Raw genomic sequence first — 15463 nt, 5'->3', positions numbered from 1 at the left:
AAAAAAGCCCTTATCAATTTGATAAGGGCTTTTTATATTGTGTGAGCTTCGCTTAATTATTCGGCAGGAGCTTCTTCAGCATCAGGTGCTGCTTCTTTTTTTGCTTTTGGTGCTGCTGCTTTCTTTGCTTTAGGAGCTTCTTCAGCTACTTCAACTTCTGCAACAGGTGCTTCAACTTTCTTTGCTTTTGCTTCAGCTTTAACTGCTGGTGCAGGTGCTAAATCTTCTGCAACAGGTGCAACTTCAAAAGGAATAACTGAAACGTATGAACGGTTATCTGCTTTCTTTTTGAATACTACGTGACCTGCTTTTAATGCAAATAAGGTATGATCTTTACCGATACCTACGTTAAGGCCCGGGTTGTGTTTGGTACCACGCTGACGAACAATGATGTTACCTGCAATAGCTGGCTGACCACCGAAAATTTTGATACCTAAACGCTTGCTATGTGATTCGCGGCCGTTTCTTGAACTACCGGCCCCTTTTTTGTGTGCCATTTCTTAATTTCTTTTGTGACCCTAATGAATCGAGTCGGTTAAAATTTAATTATAATGTTATACCGGTGATCTCGATCTTGGTAAATTGCTGACGGTGACCATTTTTCTTCTGGTAACCTTTTCTGCGTTTCTTTTTGAAGATAATTACTTTATCACCCTTTAAATGAGACACGATCTTAGCTGATACTTTAGCGCTTTTCAAATCAGAACCTAATTTGAATTTACCTTCGTTTTCTGCTAACAACACATTGTCAAATTCAATACTAGCGCCTTCATCTCCCTGTAAACGGTGTACAAAGATCTGCTGGTCTTTTGCAACTTTAAATTGCTGTCCGGCTATACTTACTATTGCGTACATTGTTGATTAATTATTGTTTTAAATTTTGAGGTGCAAATATATGGATAGTTTTTAATAAAAGCAATCCCCTACTTGCTATTTCTTTGTCGTGCTTCCGCATCGCTCAATATCTTTTTAATTTCTATTATCAGGCGGTCGTTGGCATCCTTCAGCTTTTCGGCACCATTATAGGATGCATCATACATCACCTTTTTGGTTTTACGCAGATAATTAAACTGTATTACATACCGGGGCACCCTGCCCTTTACATCCGGGTTAAGCTCGTTTGACGGGAAATCCCAAAAGCCCAGGTCAGCCGCTTTACGGTGCAGGTATAATAAGTCGCTTTTGCTTAGCTTAAGGTTTATTTTTACAATAGAATCGCGCCTGTTCACAAACTGGTATTCACCGGTTTTAGAATCGTAAATATTGTTTAGCGTATCGCCATAACCATATTCAAAACGTATCGACTGAAATTCGGAGAACTTGTAAGGCGCGTTCTTGATCATCATACCGTAGTAGTAGATACAGTACAATAAAAACGGCACCACTATGCTCATTATAAGGAATATTTTTTTAGAACGATTATTCATGAGAGAATTATAGAATTAGTGAATTATAGAATTATTGATTTATTTTTTTTCTGATACGGTTCTTCTTGATGCGGAAACTATTTTGAGTATTTCGTTGGCCTCTTTAAAAAGAGACTCGATTTCTGGCGTCTGTACTATTCCTGCTTCCACAAGTATTTCCATCCAAAATACACTTTCATCGGCCTCTTCTACAACTATTGAAAGTTTTGAATGAAACTCCGCTTGTGAACGTGCCCTGCAAACAGCTCTGTAATTTGCACCTACAGATGAAGAACAACGCAATAATTGCCTGCCTATTATTTTGGCTTCTTCAGTTTTTGGTAAGGTCCTGAAAAGCTTTATGTTGTCAACGACAAATTTTTTTGTTCGTTTTTTTAATGATTCCGCAAAATCTACCCTTTCACTATCTGACATAAATAACAATTAACATCATACTCAATCAATAATTCGATAATTCAATAACTCAATAATTGATTAATTCTCCAGCTCCCCCTCCCACTTGCTTACTACAGCGGTTGCCATTGCATTTCCTAAAACGTTGGTTGCAGAGCGGCCCATATCCAATAACGGATCGATACCTATTAATAGTGCTAAACCGGCTTCGGGGATGTTGAACATTGATATGGTACCCGCAATTACTACAAGTGATGCCCGCGGAACCCCTGCAATACCTTTGCTGGTAACCATCAGGATAAGCAACATAGTCAGTTGCTGCTCAAACGAAAGATGGATATTGTATGATTGCGCCAGGAAAAGTGATGCGAAGGTCATGTACATCATAGAGCCATCAAGGTTAAACGAATAACCCAGCGGCAATACAAAGCTTACTATTTTATTATTACAGCCAAAGCGCTCCAGCTCCAGCAATACCTTGGGATAAGCAGCCTCGCTGGTTGAGGTACTAAACGCGATAAGCATAGCATCTTTAATGCGGCTTACTAAATTAAATGCCCGCCCCTGTAATACTACCGACCCGGCCAGTATAATAACTAGCCATAATATCAGCAGCGAAAAATAAAACTCACCAATAAATATAGCATAGGTAGATAATATACCTAAGCCCTGTTTAGCAATAATAGCTGTTATGGCACCAAATACGGCCAGTGGCGCCAGTTGCATTACGTAGCCGGTTATTTTTAGAATAACATGTGCAAAAGCGTCCATTGCTTTTATCACTATTTCGCCTTTCTCGCCTATGGCTGCAGTACCAACGCCAAAAAATAGCGAGAAGATAACGATCTGCAAGATCTCGTTATTGGCCATTGCCTCAATAAAGCTTTTAGGGAAAACGTGACTTATAAAATCGCGAAGCGATAAGGTTGTTTTTTCAATACCGGTAGATAGATGGCTATCTGGCAATGGCAAATGCATGGCCTGGCCGGGTTTAAAAAAGTTAACCAAAATCATCCCTAATACTAAGGAAACAAGTGTGGCGCTTAAAAACCAAAGCAGCGTTTTACCACCAATACGTCCAACCGACTTAATATCACCCACTTTGGCTACACCCACAACCAGGGTGGTAAACACCAGCGGTGCAACTATCATTTTAATCAGCCTCAAAAATATATCGCTTAAAATTGTAAAGCCAACCAGCTTATCCTCGCGGCTGGTATCTGCCGCTTTGCGGATGGTTACCTGCGCCTTGCGTTCCAGCTTTAATGCTTTATAGGTTGCTGTTGTGGTATCGGTGGCAACAACCAATTGCTCGTCTATTGTTTTTATATTTACCTCGGCGGCGCTTAACTTGGTATTAATATTGTTTATAACAGTAGCATTGTAAATGTATCCGGCTAGCACGCCTAATATTAATGCTATAAAAATGTACAGGGTTAGTTTGCTCTTCTGCATGTGTTTATTTGGTGGCGCAAAACTACAAAATTAAAAACTTTAATATCAATGAGTATTACTACCTATGGCCTGCAGCAAATTAAGAAGGAATTACAGCACTTACCACAGGAGCAGCTGGCCGAATTATGCCTGCGGTTAATACGTTATAAAAAAGAGAATAAGGAGCTATTGGCCTATTTGTTATTCGAATCGCATAACGAGCAGGGTTTTATTGAAAGCATAAAAGCCGAAGCCGGTTTTATGTTTAGCCAACTGCCGGCTCAAAGTTATTTTACGGCAAAGGCGCTGCGTAAAATATTAAAGATGCTTACCAAGTACACCAAATTTATAGGTAATAAAACTGCCGAAATAGAGTTGCTTTTAAACTTCTGCCAAAATTATCTGCAATATGTGCTTAGGCAAACTTCCTATAAACCTATTCGTTTGATATTAATAAGGCAGATAGAAAAGGTTCGTGCCTCAATTGGGAAGCTTCACGAAGACCTGCAATTTGATTACAGTCAGGAATTTAACAAGCTGTTGGATGATGCCGATGATAAATTACCCTGGTTTAATAAAAAAAGTTACCTGTTGTAACATTTAAGCTGTTAATTTGTCAAAATAAAAATTAACTAATCCAGGTGGCAGATAGAGAAGACGCTTTCCGCAAAATTTACGAAGCCAATTCAAAAAAAATTTACCATTTGTGCTATGGTTATACCGGCGATGATGACGCCGCTAACGATCTGTTGCAGGAAACCTTTTTAAAAGTTTGGCAAAACCTTCACAAGTTTCGTAATCAGGCGCTTATATCTACCTGGATATACCGCATAGCGGTAAACACTTGTTTAACTTATTTACGGTCAGAGAAACGCCAGGCCAAAGACGAACTTACCCCGCAAATTGCTGAAAATAAACGCGAAGAATTTTCAGAGAAAAACGAGCAGGTTGCTTTGCTGTATAAGTGCATATCAAAATTGGAAGAATCAGAAAGAATTATAATTACGTTGGTACTTGACGAAGTGCCGTACCCCGAAATTGCAGATGTTTCGGGAATATCAGAAGGGAATTTGAGGGTGAAGATATATCGCATTAAACAAAAATTGACAGAGTTATACAATCAATATGAAAGACTTTGATCATTTAATGTCGGTTTGGCAGGGACAGCCAAAAAAGGAGCAGCTTTCGGTAGATGAAGTGCTGAAGCAGGTAAAAAGCGGGGTACGCGGTTTAACAAACCGCATATACTGGAGCATTGTGGCCATGGTTGTAATAATAGCGTTCGCTTTTATTATCGCATTGTTTGGTGCGTTTAATTCATGGGTTACCACTGTTGGTATCCTGATAGTGTTAATTACAATGTTTATGTACCTTACGCTTATTGTAAGGCATTATCACATTTTGAGCAAGCGCGACGCTACCGTAAACCCAACCGAATATCTCGATAGCCTTAAGGAATATCAAAAAAACCGCACCAAAGTTATTGGCTGGTTCTACTATATTTATACCTTGCTGATAAGCGCCGGCCTTGCGCTGTACTTTGTAGAAGTGCTGCAAAATGCTTCGGGTATTTTTAAAGGGGTTACTTATGGTTCTATCATTATTTGGTTCATGTTCACAACATTCTATCTAAAACCCCGAATGTTTAAAAACGAAGAGGAAAAGCTTAACCTGATGATTGATAGGCTGGAGCGTTTACAGGAACAATTTGATTAATAATGAATTCTTCTATCCAAATAAATAGGGTAAGCTTAGCCGATGCTGAAACCCTGCTTAACCTAAGCCGCAAAACTTTTTTTGATGCCTTTGCCCACTTAAACAACGCCGCCGATATGGAGGCGTATGCCTCAAAAGCGTTCACGCTAAAAAGATATGAGCAAGAACTTAGCAACCCCGATTCGCATTTCTATTTTGCAGTGGTTGATAATGCTATAACAGGTTATATAAAGCTCAACTACAATTCGGCCCAAACCGAGTTGCAGGATGCCAACGCCCTTGAGGTGGAACGGATCTATATTCTTCAGGAACATCAAGGCAAGCAAATAGGTAAACACTTATTAGATTTTGCCATACAAACAGCCGTTGATGAAAAGATGGCATACATATGGCTTGGTGTTTGGGAACATAACAACAAAGCCATCAATTTTTATAAAAGCAAAGGTTTTATCCAGTTTGGCAGCCACTCCTTTATGCTGGGCACCGACGAGCAAACCGACATTTTGATGCGCAAGGAGTTGTAGATGTGCAGATGCGAGGATATGCATTTGAAATCCGCACATCTGCATATTTGCACATCTATTACTACCCCTTCATAAACGGATTAAACGTCCTTGCTCCTATCTCCATACCCGCTGCCCTGCAAACCGTTTTATCGCCAAAGCGGAAATTAATATTATCCATAGCCTGGTAAAGCTTTATGCGTTCCTCATTATCTTCGAACAAGTTTATCTGATAGCTGCCTGTGCAAAGGTTACTTAATTTTACGCCTATCAGCCTTATTGGCCTATGCTGGTTCCATGCTTTTGTGAGTAGGTTTTTAATGCCCGGTATTAGGATGTGCTCGGCGGCGGTAAGGGCAATTTTTTGCTGTTGGGTATGCGTTTCAAAATTGGCATATCTGATCTTAATGGCCAGGCACGACGAAACTTTATTCTCCCGGCGAAGCTTACCGGCCAGTTCTTCGGTCATGCTTACTAATACATTTTCCAACGTACGTTTATCATTCACATCGCTATGAAAGGTAGTTTCGGTTGAGATGGATTTACGATCGCTATGCGGGATGATCTCGCTGTCATCAATACCATTAGCCCTGTTATAAATATAAGTGCCAGCCTTGCCGAAAACTGCCTCCAGGAACTTCAGGTTCACCCGTTGCAGGTCGCCAATTTTTTCGATACCGTATTGGTAAAGCTTTTGGCAGGTGCTTTCGCCCAGTCCGGGGATCTTACCAATATTGAGCGGGGCTAAAAATTCTTTTTCTTTACCATGCTGTATCCAAAGCTGTCCGTTGGGTTTTGCCTGGTTGGTAGCCATTTTAGCTACAGTTTTACCTGATGCCATACCGAAAGAAATGGGTAGCCCTGTTTCGCGGATCACCTTTTGGCGAAGCTCGCAGGCCAGTTTAAACGGATCATGGAAACGCTCCATGCCGCTCAGGTCGATATAAAACTCATCTACCGACGATTTTTGGTACAGTGGCACCATGTTATGGATGATCTGAGTAACCTCACGTGAAGCCTCTGAATAGCGGCCATGCGTGCCATGTATCACAATAGCATGCGGACAAAGCTTTAGCGCCTGCCGTGTAGGCATAGCAGAATGTACACCAAATGCACGCGCCTCATAACTGCAGGAAGCCACCACACCCCTATCGGCCGAACCGCCTATAATAACAGCTTTGCCTATAAGTGAAGGGTTGAATTTACGCTCTACAGATACGAAGAATGAATCGAGGTCGATATGTACTATATGCCGCTTAGCATCCATGCACAAATATGAAAATATAATTTGAATTACTAAAATAATTAGCAAAATTTGTGAGCTATAATTCACAGATCTTATGACCAGCTATGCCGACTATCTCTTCCTCCTATCCCCGCCCGAACCTGTTAAGGAGCTTATTGGCAAATACAAAAAAGCATCAGCGAAACATATCGGTGAGTTTAAAAGTATGGATTCGCCGGCGCATATTTCTGTTATGCATGCAGAGCGGCAAAAACCCTTCTTTGCCGATGTTACCAAATTGGAAAAGAGCCTGAACATTATGCCCCCGGTTTTGCTGCATATTGATGGCTTTAAATATTTTCCTCATCTGCATAGTCAGTACACTATTTATGCTCACATCCGCATTACGCCTGCGGTAGATGCATGGTTTAGCCTTTTAAAGAAAAACCTCAGCATCAGGAAAACGCTGGTTCCGCATATTACCGTTACCCGTAACATACCCGAGGCTGATTTTGATACCCTGTGGCCACATTTCCACCATAAAAAACTGGTAGAACCCTTTTGGATAAAAGAGCTTAAAATTGTAAAGCGTGAAACCTTTGGCAGTTTCCCCAAATGGGAGCCATTTAAAACCTTCCGGTTTAGAGGGACGAAGAGTTTTGAGCATTTAGCTGAATTGGATAAGCAAGCCAATGTGAGTGAAGAGGTGAAGAACCAGATTAATTTGTTTTAAATCAATCATCTCTCATGCGATGTTTATCCGCTCAATTACAAACCCTGTTATCATAAAAAAGGCGGCCTGCACATACAGACCGCCTTTTTATTATGAGCAATTACTTTATTTAAGCATGGATACCTTAGGCGATGTGGTAACTGCATCAGGGTCGGCTGCCATTTCAACCATGTTGGTTACTTCATCCAGTACAGCATCTGCCGAGCCTGAATAGCCTACATATTTAAACCTGATATTCCCGCTTTTATCGATTACGAATTTAGTTGGTATACCATCTACTTTAAACTGCGACACAACTTTAGCCTGTCTTCCATCCTCACCTTTTTCATCTACTAATACATGGAAGGTGTATTTGTTATCGGCAATGAATTTTTTAACTCCAGGCAGGAAATTGTCGCCATTTTCCCAGGTGTCAATAAATAAAAACTTCACATTAGGGTTATCTTTATATTTAGTAACCGCCATTTGCATCCCCGGGAATGACGCTTTACAAGGGCCGCACCAGGTTGCCCAAAAATCAACCACCACAACTTTGCCTTTAAGGCTTGCCAAAGAAACTTCGTTACCGTCAAAATCTTTTAGTGCAAAGGCAGGTGCCGGCATGTTTATCATATCCTTGGCAAATTTCTCTCTTGATTTAGCTTTTGCCTTAGCCTCTAATGAGGCCAAATATTCTGTATAGCCTTTATCGCTGCCTTTAACCTTTACATAGTCTAATGCAAGTTCCTGCTTCGAAGCTTCATTGGCTTTACCGGCTACAAATGCTTTTTCTATCGCCGTAAGCGCTTTAGCGTGCTGGCCGTTAGCCGCAAGTATCTGCGCGTAATGCTCAATTATTTCCGGGTCGGGATATTTTGTGTTATCATATACTTCTTGCTGATATTTCAATGCTTCAGCATTTTTGCCTTGCTTAAGTAATATTAACGCATAGGTATCGGCATCGTTATAATAACTAGCACGGTTATTTTCACGGGCTTGTTTAGGCGTGCTGTACATCATGCCATCCGTATCATTTAAACTCGCATCCAATATATCTAACGATTGTTTCGACAGCATGGCAGCATCTTCTAAATGTTCACCCTTTTTTGCCCACTCGTATGCTATGTTATTTAACGGCCCTGCCAGTGATGATTTATTTTTCACCAAAGGCTCCCATTTTTTGTAACCTTCCATATTATTTGCCTCTAAATATGCCGAGGCTATTTGCACACGGAAATTATCCTGAATAGAGTTTTTCTCATCTTTCTCAGGGTATTTAGCTATGTAAGCAGCATAAAGGGCCTCCTTTTTTGCAGGGTCTTTTTCTTTATTGACCTCCATACCCATAGCGTTTTTAACAGCATCGCCCTGCGGGAATTTTGCTTTTATAACAGCAGTTAGCGAGTCGGCTGTTTTTGCTTTTTTAAGGCGGGTATAAAGTGTGGCCGCCTGCATCATATCTTTTTCATCGGCACTGCCGGCTAATTTTGCAACCTTGCTTTCCAATAATTTCTTATCAGCATCATCCTTTGATCCGGCTAAAAGCATCAGATAGTTAAGCTGATATTCTTTTTCACTTTGCGGATATAACTGAAATTCTTTTTTAAACAACTCGGTTGCTTCGGGCACATCGGGTTTAATTTTTGCAAAATAATTACCCATGCCAGAGTATATTAAATAAGCTTTGCTGGCATAAGCGCCCTCAACCGGCTTTTTATCTTTATTGTAAACCAGGTAAACATATCCCTTATCGGCATTGTCATCTACATTTTCACCGCTGCTTAGCTTTACAAAAAAAGCTTTGGCTGCTGCTGGTACCGTAAAATCACCTTTCAATAATTTTCCATCTGCCTTAAGGTCAATATCAGCCGCCGGGAACTTCTTATTATCTAAAAAATACACAACCGCCTGGGGCTTGTCTTTACCATCAAGCGGGGTGCCTGCCGGGTCATAGGTAACGGTTATCTTCTCACCGGGCGCCGGCGAAGAATTTGATAACTTAAGATGATCTGCCGTTTGTGCAAATGAACTTTGCAATAGCAACGCGCAAGGTATTGCTAAAAAGATTTTAGATGTTTTCATGCGATAACTAAGTTTTTAGTCAATGTACGGATTTAGTTAGGTAATTTCCAAATTTTATCTGACAATTAGTTATAGATATTTAAATTATTAGTTGTTTATTTACGGCAATGGACCCGCTTACACAACCAAAAAAGAAGGCTGCCCTAAGCTTTATATTTATTACCCTGCTTATTGATGTTATCGGTTTAGCTATCATCATCCCTGTTTTTCCAAAACTTATCGAAAAGCTTATTCACGGTAACTTAAGTGATGCATCCAAAATATCCGGATTATTATTTGTTGCTTACTCGGCTATGCAATTCCTTTTCTCGCCGCTGGTAGGTAACCTTAGCGATAAATATGGCCGCAGGCCGGTACTATTATTTTCTTTGCTGGGCTTTGGTATTGATTACCTTTTCCTTGCCTTTGCCCCTACTATTGGCTGGCTGTTTGTTGGCCGCATAATAGCGGGAATAACCGGCGCCAGTTTCACCACGGCATCTGCCTATATAGCAGACGTAAGCGAGCCGGAAAAACGTGCTCAAAACTTCGGAATGATAGGTGTAGCATTTGGCCTTGGTTTCATTATTGGACCTGTTATAGGTGGTATACTGGGTAAATACGATACGCATTATCCGTTTTATGCCGCTGCCGCATTGGCTTTATTGAATACTGCTTATGGCTTTTTTATCCTGCCTGAATCTTTAGATAAAGAACACCGCCGTAATTTTGACTGGAAACGCGCTAACCCAATGGGATCGTTACTGCAACTAAAAAAATATCCGGCGGTTATTGGCCTGGCTACCTGCCTGTTCATTGTTTATTTTGCGGGGCATGCCGTGCAAAGTGTGTGGACGTATTACACCATGGAAAAATTTAAATGGAGTGAAGATGTGGTTGGATATTCTTTAGGTTTTATTGGTTTAACCATCGCCATAGTACAAGGTGGATTGATAAGGGTCGCTATCCCCAAACTTGGCCAAAACCGCAGTATTTGGATTGGATTGGTATTGTATGCTATTGGGATGTTGTTATTTGGCCTGGCCAACCAAAGCTGGATGATGTTTGCCTTTATGGTGCCTTATGCATTGGGTGGTATTTGCGGCCCGGCATTACAAGGCGTTATGACCAACGAAGTACCCAAAAATGAACAAGGCGAACTGCAAGGCGGACTAACTAGTTTAATGAGCTTGAGCTCCATATTCGGCCCGTGGTTTATGACCTACGTGTTTTATTACTTTACTAATAGCAAGGCCCCTGTTCATTTACCGGGTGCACCCTACTTTATAGCATCAGCATTAATGCTTATTGCTGCATTGCTTGCTGTTAGAAGTTTCAAAAAAGAGAAACAATCTATCGATAAAACATCTTATAACAGCATTCTGCATTAATTGCTTATTAATAAATATGGAGAAACCCGTACAACACGGCAAAGCTGCTTTAGGATTCATTTTCATTACGATATTTATCGATGTGCTTGGGTTGGGTATTATTATCCCTATCCTCCCCAAATTACTGGAAGAGCTGGCCCATGTTGATATTAGTATGGCCAGCCAATATAGCGGGTACTTAACATTCACTTATGCATCTATGCAGTTTTTGTTTGCCCCGGTTTTGGGTAACTTAAGCGATATGATAGGCCGCAGGCCTGTATTACTGTTCTCTCTTTTTGGTTTTGGCATCGATTATCTTTTTATGGCCTTTGCCCCCACCATTGCCTGGCTTTTTGTGGGCAGGTTAATTGCCGGTATTGCGGGTGCAAGTACAACTACTGCTACCGCCTATATTGCCGATGTAAGCAGCGGCGATAAACGTGCTGCTAATTTCGGATTAATAGGCGCTGCAACGGGCCTGGGCTTTATTTTAGGTATTGGCCTGGGTGGTTTTTTAGGCGCTTACTGGATAAAATTACCATTCATAGTGGCCGCGGGACTGGCGTTATTAAATGCCTTATATGGCTATTTTGTACTGCCCGAATCATTAATTATGCGCAACCGCCGCCGGTTTGAATGGAAACGTGCAAATCCTGTCGGTTCTTTATTAAGGTTGAGAAAATACTCGATGGCGATAAGTACGCTTATTACAGCTTATACTTTAGTGTACGTAGGCCAAAAGGCTATTGAAAGCGTTCTTCCGTTTTATCTGATCGAAAAGTTTCAATGGACATTGCATAGCATTAGTGCGCTGGGAATATTCATTGGCTTGCTTATAGCAGGTATACAAGGTGGCTTTGTACGATGGACCATACCAAAGTTTGGCCTTCGCAAGAACATAATGGCAGGCATTGCATTTTATGGTATCGGGCTTATACTTATCTCCTTTAATAATGTAGGCTGGCTAATGTATGTTTTTATGATACCTTATTGTTTAGGCGGCATAGGTGGTACGGCTTTACAAGGCTTTATATCTGAAAATGTACCTGCTAATGAACAAGGCGAACTGCAAGGTGCACTTGCCAGTTTGGTAAGCGTGACAACCATAATTGGCCCGCTAATGATGACCACACTGTTCCATCACTTTACTATTAAGGGGGCTTCGGTTTATTTTCCGGGGGCGCCATTCCTGATGGGTGCCGTGCTGATGTTTATCAGTATTATATTAACGATACGGAGTTTTAAAAAGAAAGACCCAAAACTGCTACCCCAAAACGCCACTACTCCAGGCCGCTAACACCGCCTGATATCACAAATTTCATCACTTCGGCAGCGCTTCGGTTAATTGGTTTTATCTTATCTACCGATACAATAACCACCTGCCCGGCAAATGAATACGACATGGGGAAATATACCGCAACCTCGCCCGGCAGATCAAGCGCTTTCATGTCCTTTTGTACCAGGAAACCAATTTTCTTAAGGCCAAACTCGTTTACTTCAACCAAAACAGGCTCGTTGAATTTTTTCTCCTCGCCCACAAAAGCTTCGGTAAGGTCTTTTATTGATGAGTAAAGGAACTTGAATAGCGGCAGGCGGTTTAGCCAGCGCATAAACCATTTCTTTATGGGGTCGGTAATTACGTTGGTTACCAGTATGCCGGCTATCAAAATTATAACTACCACATTTAGAATGCCTAAACCGGGTATGTATAAAGGTTTGCCCTGGCTATCTACCAGTATTTCACTGCTTAAGTTTAGCGAAGTATCAATTCGTGATATGATCCAGAATATCAGGAAAAAGGCCGCGCCAAGCGGCACAACTATTAATAGTCCTTTAATAAAATAATTAAGTAAGGCACGGAATATTCTCTTCATCTCAAATAATTAGTGATTTAATGAATGAGTGATTTAGTGATTTGCATATCTACTGGAAATCTGCACATCTAAAATCTGCACATTTGCATATCTTCACATTTACTCGTAAAAGTACACTCTTTTTACCCTTTGCGAAATGTTTGTTAGTATTTCATAAGGGATGGTGCCAATTTGGAGGGCAAGTTCCTCTATACGTTGCTGTTCGTTAAACACAATCACCTCATCCCCTTCTTTTACCTCTACATTGCTTACATCAAGCATACACATATCCATAGTAATGTTACCAACCGTTGGCACCAGTGTACCGTTTATCAGCATACGGCCTACACCATTACCAAAGGCACGCAAATAACCATCGGCGTAACCAATACGTACGGTCGCTATTTTACCATCGGCTTTAAGGCTGCCATTGCGGTTGTAGCCAATAGTTTCGGCAGCGGGCATTTTCTTTACCTGTGATACGGTAGTTTTTAACGTAGCTACCGGCTGCAACCCGGTTTCTTCGCGCGGTACAGCGGCATCAACACCATACAGGCCAATACCCAGCCTAACCATATCATATTGTGCATTAGGCCAGCGGGTAATGCCCGATGTATTGCTAATATGTTTAATGGGCTTATAACCAATAGCATCTTCTATTTGTGAATATGCTTTTTCAAATATGCTTATTTGCTGAACGGTGAACAGATCATGCTGCTCGGCATCGCTTGCTACCAGGTGCGAGTATACCGACTGTACCTGAATGTAGGGGTTTGTCTCGAGCAGATCGCACAATTGTTCCACCTCAAACGCTTCAAAGCCTACACGGTGCATGCCGCTGTCTATTTTAATATGAACCGGATAGTTATACACATCCTCATCTTGCGCGAATTTCACAAACTCGTCAAGTAAAGTAAAGCTATAGATAGCAGGTTCTAATTTATTGGCTACCAGTTTATCATAAGCCAGTGGCTCTGGGTTAAGCACCATTATGGGCAGGGTGATACCGGTTTCCCGCAGGGCGATACCTTCATCAGTATAAGCCACCGCCAAATAATCTACTTTGTTATACTGCAGCATGTTAGCCACCTCGAAAGTTCCGCTTCCGTATGAGAAAGCCTTAACCATAGCCATTATTTTAACGCCAGGCTCCAGTTTAGCTTTGTAAAAGTTGAGGTTGCTTAATAAGGTATTCAGGTTTATCTCCAATACCGTTTCATGTGCTTTTTGTACCAATGACCTGCTTATCCGTTCAAATTCAAAGCTACGGGAACCTTTTATAAGGATGGTTTCGTCGTGCAGGTGCAGTTTGTTCAATTCCTTCAGCAAAGTGGCTGTATCGGCATAAAAATGCATCTGGGGCAAGTTGAAATACTCTTTATACTCCTGCAGAAACGTACCCACGCCTATAAACCTGTCTACCTGTTTAGTGCTTACCATTTGCGCTACCTGTTTATACAGGGCATCTTGTTTTAAGCCGGATTGATAAATATCCGACAGGATCAACGTTTTCTTTTGGTGCTGATTTTGCTGGTTCAAAAAGTTCAGCGCTATCTCTAATGATTGAATATCTGAATTATAGGAGTCATCAATAATAGAGCAATCGTTTATGCCGTGCTTTAATTCCAGGCGCATGCTTACCGCAGCGAGGCGCTCAATACGGTCGTCGGCATCTGCAGGGCTATAGCCCATTGCCAGCATAGTTGCCCAGCAAACAATAGCGTTTTCTATTGAAGCCTCGTCACGATATGGCAAAAGGCACTCTATTTCTTTCTCCTTATACATGGCACGCATATAATACTTGCCGGATATGGTTGTTTCGCTGAAAACATACAGGTCAACCAGGTTAAACTTGCGGCTCCACGAAAAACACTCACGGGTTTTCAACTCGTCCTTATGATCTAATAAAGCTTCATAATTATATATTAATTGTTTACAGTTTTTAAACAATTTTAATTTTTCAGACAATTTTTCTTCCGGCGATGCAAAGCCTTCATCGTGCGCGGTACCTATGTGGGTAAGCACCCCTATTGTGGGCTGTATAATGGCCTCCAGCTTATCCATTTCGCCCGGAGTAGAGATCCCCGCCTCAAATATGCCAAGGTTATGCGTTTCGTTCATTTGCCATACAGAAAGCGGTACCCCTATCTGCGAGTTATAACTCTTTGGGTTACGAACGATGTTTTTTTCAGGACTCATTAACTGGTACAGCCATTCTTTTACAATGGTTTTGCCATTGCTGCCGGTAATGCCTATCACTTCTATATCAAACTGTTTCCGGTGATGCGCTGCAAGGCCCTGCAAAGCTTCCAATACATCTGACACTATCAGGAAATTAGCATCGGGCATAATGGTATCCGGCTGGTGGTTAACCACAAAATTGCGCACACCTGCCGTATAAGCATCTGCAATAAATTCGTGCCCGTCGCGCCTGCCGGCCAGTGCAAAAAACAGCGATATAGCCGGGTTACTAATTCGGCGAGTATCTGTCAGTAACACGCTTATGGTGGTATCATCTACTATATTACCGGTGGCCTTTATAACCTGTTTTACATCATTAATGGTGTAAGAATTTTGCATGACACGAATATCGTACACTTTTAATTGATTTAATATTAAGTGGTGACAAAAATTATTTAAAACGAAAAAAAGTAACTCATTAGGATCGGCTTTTCTCATTACCAATGTTCCGTGGATAAGTTAACCCTCGGGGAACAGTATTATCTAATTTAGAAAACGATTTGCATCACTTCCTTAGCCCGACAG

Annotated in this window: 16 protein-coding genes; 7 read left to right on the top strand and 9 right to left on the bottom strand. The window is 41.3% G+C overall.

The window, feature by feature from the left end:
• Nucleotides 1–56 precede the first annotated feature (56 nt).
• The 5 genes from rpmA to NPE20_RS02455 form a co-directional block, all read right to left on the bottom strand.
• The gene (rpmA, locus tag NPE20_RS02475; RefSeq protein WP_256537014.1) at nt 57–497 is read right to left on the bottom strand and encodes a 50S ribosomal protein L27; all 441 of its coding nucleotides are present in this window, start codon (nt 495–497) and stop codon (nt 57–59) included.
• Between the two features lie 49 nt (nt 498–546).
• Nucleotides 547–855 carry a 50S ribosomal protein L21 gene (rplU, locus tag NPE20_RS02470; protein ID WP_067059538.1) on the bottom strand — a complete coding sequence of 103 codons (309 nt, stop codon included), beginning with the start codon at nt 853–855 and terminating at the stop codon, nt 547–549.
• Nucleotides 856–923: 68 nt separating this feature from the next.
• A complete protein-coding gene (locus NPE20_RS02465) occupies nt 924–1427 on the bottom strand; it encodes a hypothetical protein (RefSeq protein WP_256537013.1) in 504 nt (167 codons plus the stop codon).
• A 39-nt stretch (nt 1428–1466) separates the two neighbouring features.
• On the bottom strand, nt 1467–1841 hold the full coding sequence (locus NPE20_RS02460) for a four helix bundle protein (protein ID WP_256537012.1): 375 nt from the start codon (nt 1839–1841) through the stop codon (nt 1467–1469).
• Nucleotides 1842–1901: 60 nt separating this feature from the next.
• Nucleotides 1902–3275, bottom strand: a complete 1374-nt coding sequence (locus NPE20_RS02455) for a dicarboxylate/amino acid:cation symporter (protein ID WP_256537011.1) — start codon at nt 3273–3275, stop codon at nt 1902–1904.
• Nucleotides 3276–3323: 48 nt separating this feature from the next.
• On the opposite strand from NPE20_RS02455, the gene NPE20_RS02450 reads away from it, so the two are divergent.
• From NPE20_RS02450 to NPE20_RS02435, 4 genes are read left to right on the top strand one after another with little or no spacing between them, the layout of a single operon-like run.
• Nucleotides 3324–3851, top strand: coding sequence for a hypothetical protein (locus tag NPE20_RS02450; RefSeq protein WP_256537010.1), 528 nt, complete (start codon nt 3324–3326; stop codon nt 3849–3851).
• A gap of 44 nt (nt 3852–3895) precedes the next feature.
• Nucleotides 3896–4393: an RNA polymerase sigma factor gene (locus NPE20_RS02445; protein WP_256537009.1), complete on the top strand. Its 498-nt coding sequence runs from the start codon at nt 3896–3898 to the stop codon at nt 4391–4393.
• The gene (locus NPE20_RS02440; protein WP_256537008.1) at nt 4380–4970 is read left to right on the top strand and encodes a hypothetical protein; all 591 of its coding nucleotides are present in this window, start codon (nt 4380–4382) and stop codon (nt 4968–4970) included. Before NPE20_RS02445 ends, NPE20_RS02440 begins: the two co-directional genes overlap by 14 nt.
• A gap of 2 nt (nt 4971–4972) precedes the next feature.
• Nucleotides 4973–5494, top strand: a complete 522-nt coding sequence (locus NPE20_RS02435; RefSeq protein WP_256537007.1) for a GNAT family N-acetyltransferase — start codon at nt 4973–4975, stop codon at nt 5492–5494.
• Between the two features lie 61 nt (nt 5495–5555).
• Here NPE20_RS02435 and dinB read toward each other — a convergent pair whose 3' ends face one another.
• A complete protein-coding gene (gene dinB / locus NPE20_RS02430) occupies nt 5556–6740 on the bottom strand; it encodes a DNA polymerase IV (protein WP_256537006.1) in 1185 nt (394 codons plus the stop codon).
• A gap of 73 nt (nt 6741–6813) precedes the next feature.
• On the opposite strand from dinB, the gene NPE20_RS02425 reads away from it, so the two are divergent.
• Nucleotides 6814–7431, top strand: coding sequence for a 2'-5' RNA ligase family protein (locus NPE20_RS02425; RefSeq protein WP_256537004.1), 618 nt, complete (start codon nt 6814–6816; stop codon nt 7429–7431).
• A 105-nt stretch (nt 7432–7536) separates the two neighbouring features.
• On the opposite strand, the gene NPE20_RS02420 is transcribed toward NPE20_RS02425, so the two are convergent.
• Nucleotides 7537–9492 (bottom strand): redoxin domain-containing protein, encoded by a 1956-nt coding sequence (locus NPE20_RS02420; protein ID WP_256537003.1) that lies wholly within the window; start codon nt 9490–9492, stop codon nt 7537–7539.
• A 107-nt stretch (nt 9493–9599) separates the two neighbouring features.
• On the opposite strand from NPE20_RS02420, the gene NPE20_RS02415 reads away from it, so the two are divergent.
• Entirely contained in the window at nt 9600–10862 is a 1263-nt protein-coding gene (locus NPE20_RS02415) for a TCR/Tet family MFS transporter (RefSeq protein ID WP_256537002.1), read from the top strand.
• 16 nt (nt 10863–10878) lie between these two features.
• On the top strand, nt 10879–12141 hold the full coding sequence (locus NPE20_RS02410; RefSeq protein ID WP_256536999.1) for a TCR/Tet family MFS transporter: 1263 nt from the start codon (nt 10879–10881) through the stop codon (nt 12139–12141).
• Here NPE20_RS02410 and NPE20_RS02405 read toward each other — a convergent pair.
• Nucleotides 12125–12718 carry a DUF502 domain-containing protein gene (locus NPE20_RS02405; protein ID WP_256536998.1) on the bottom strand — a complete coding sequence of 198 codons (594 nt, stop codon included), beginning with the start codon at nt 12716–12718 and terminating at the stop codon, nt 12125–12127. The two genes, NPE20_RS02410 and NPE20_RS02405, sit on opposite strands and share 17 nt — an antisense overlap.
• Nucleotides 12719–12817: 99 nt before the next feature.
• Nucleotides 12818–15277, bottom strand: coding sequence for a bifunctional UDP-N-acetylmuramoyl-tripeptide:D-alanyl-D-alanine ligase/alanine racemase (locus NPE20_RS02400; RefSeq protein ID WP_256536997.1), 2460 nt, complete (start codon nt 15275–15277; stop codon nt 12818–12820).
• Nucleotides 15278–15463: the final 186 nt, after the last annotated feature.

It is taken from the genome of Mucilaginibacter aquariorum, from assembly GCF_024498135.1.
Lineage (GTDB): Bacteria > Bacteroidota > Bacteroidia > Sphingobacteriales > Sphingobacteriaceae > Mucilaginibacter > Mucilaginibacter aquariorum.
This window is presented reverse-complemented; position numbering and strand designations above follow the sequence as displayed.

Excerpts from the sequence above, each read along its gene's own strand:
- NPE20_RS02410 (WP_256536999.1), top strand. The coding sequence starts at position 10,879 with ATGGAGAAACCCGTACAACACGGCAAAGCTGCTTTAGGATTCATTTTC.
- NPE20_RS02460 (WP_256537012.1), bottom strand. The coding sequence starts at position 1,841 with ATGTCAGATAGTGAAAGGGTAGATTTTGCGGAATCATTAAAAAAACGA.
- NPE20_RS02405 (WP_256536998.1), bottom strand. The coding sequence starts at position 12,718 with ATGAAGAGAATATTCCGTGCCTTACTTAATTATTTTATTAAAGGACTA.
- NPE20_RS02440 (WP_256537008.1), top strand. The coding sequence starts at position 4,380 with ATGAAAGACTTTGATCATTTAATGTCGGTTTGGCAGGGACAGCCAAAA.
- rpmA (WP_256537014.1), bottom strand. The coding sequence starts at position 497 with ATGGCACACAAAAAAGGGGCCGGTAGTTCAAGAAACGGCCGCGAATCA.
- NPE20_RS02420 (WP_256537003.1), bottom strand. The coding sequence starts at position 9,492 with ATGAAAACATCTAAAATCTTTTTAGCAATACCTTGCGCGTTGCTATTG.
- NPE20_RS02415 (WP_256537002.1), top strand. The coding sequence starts at position 9,600 with ATGGACCCGCTTACACAACCAAAAAAGAAGGCTGCCCTAAGCTTTATA.
- dinB (WP_256537006.1), bottom strand. The coding sequence starts at position 6,740 with ATGGATGCTAAGCGGCATATAGTACATATCGACCTCGATTCATTCTTC.
- NPE20_RS02465 (WP_256537013.1), bottom strand. The coding sequence starts at position 1,427 with ATGAATAATCGTTCTAAAAAAATATTCCTTATAATGAGCATAGTGGTG.
- rplU (WP_067059538.1), bottom strand. The coding sequence starts at position 855 with ATGTACGCAATAGTAAGTATAGCCGGACAGCAATTTAAAGTTGCAAAA.
- NPE20_RS02450 (WP_256537010.1), top strand. The coding sequence starts at position 3,324 with ATGAGTATTACTACCTATGGCCTGCAGCAAATTAAGAAGGAATTACAG.
- NPE20_RS02400 (WP_256536997.1), bottom strand. The coding sequence starts at position 15,277 with ATGCAAAATTCTTACACCATTAATGATGTAAAACAGGTTATAAAGGCC.
- NPE20_RS02425 (WP_256537004.1), top strand. The coding sequence starts at position 6,814 with ATGACCAGCTATGCCGACTATCTCTTCCTCCTATCCCCGCCCGAACCT.
- NPE20_RS02455 (WP_256537011.1), bottom strand. The coding sequence starts at position 3,275 with ATGCAGAAGAGCAAACTAACCCTGTACATTTTTATAGCATTAATATTA.
- NPE20_RS02435 (WP_256537007.1), top strand. The coding sequence starts at position 4,973 with ATGAATTCTTCTATCCAAATAAATAGGGTAAGCTTAGCCGATGCTGAA.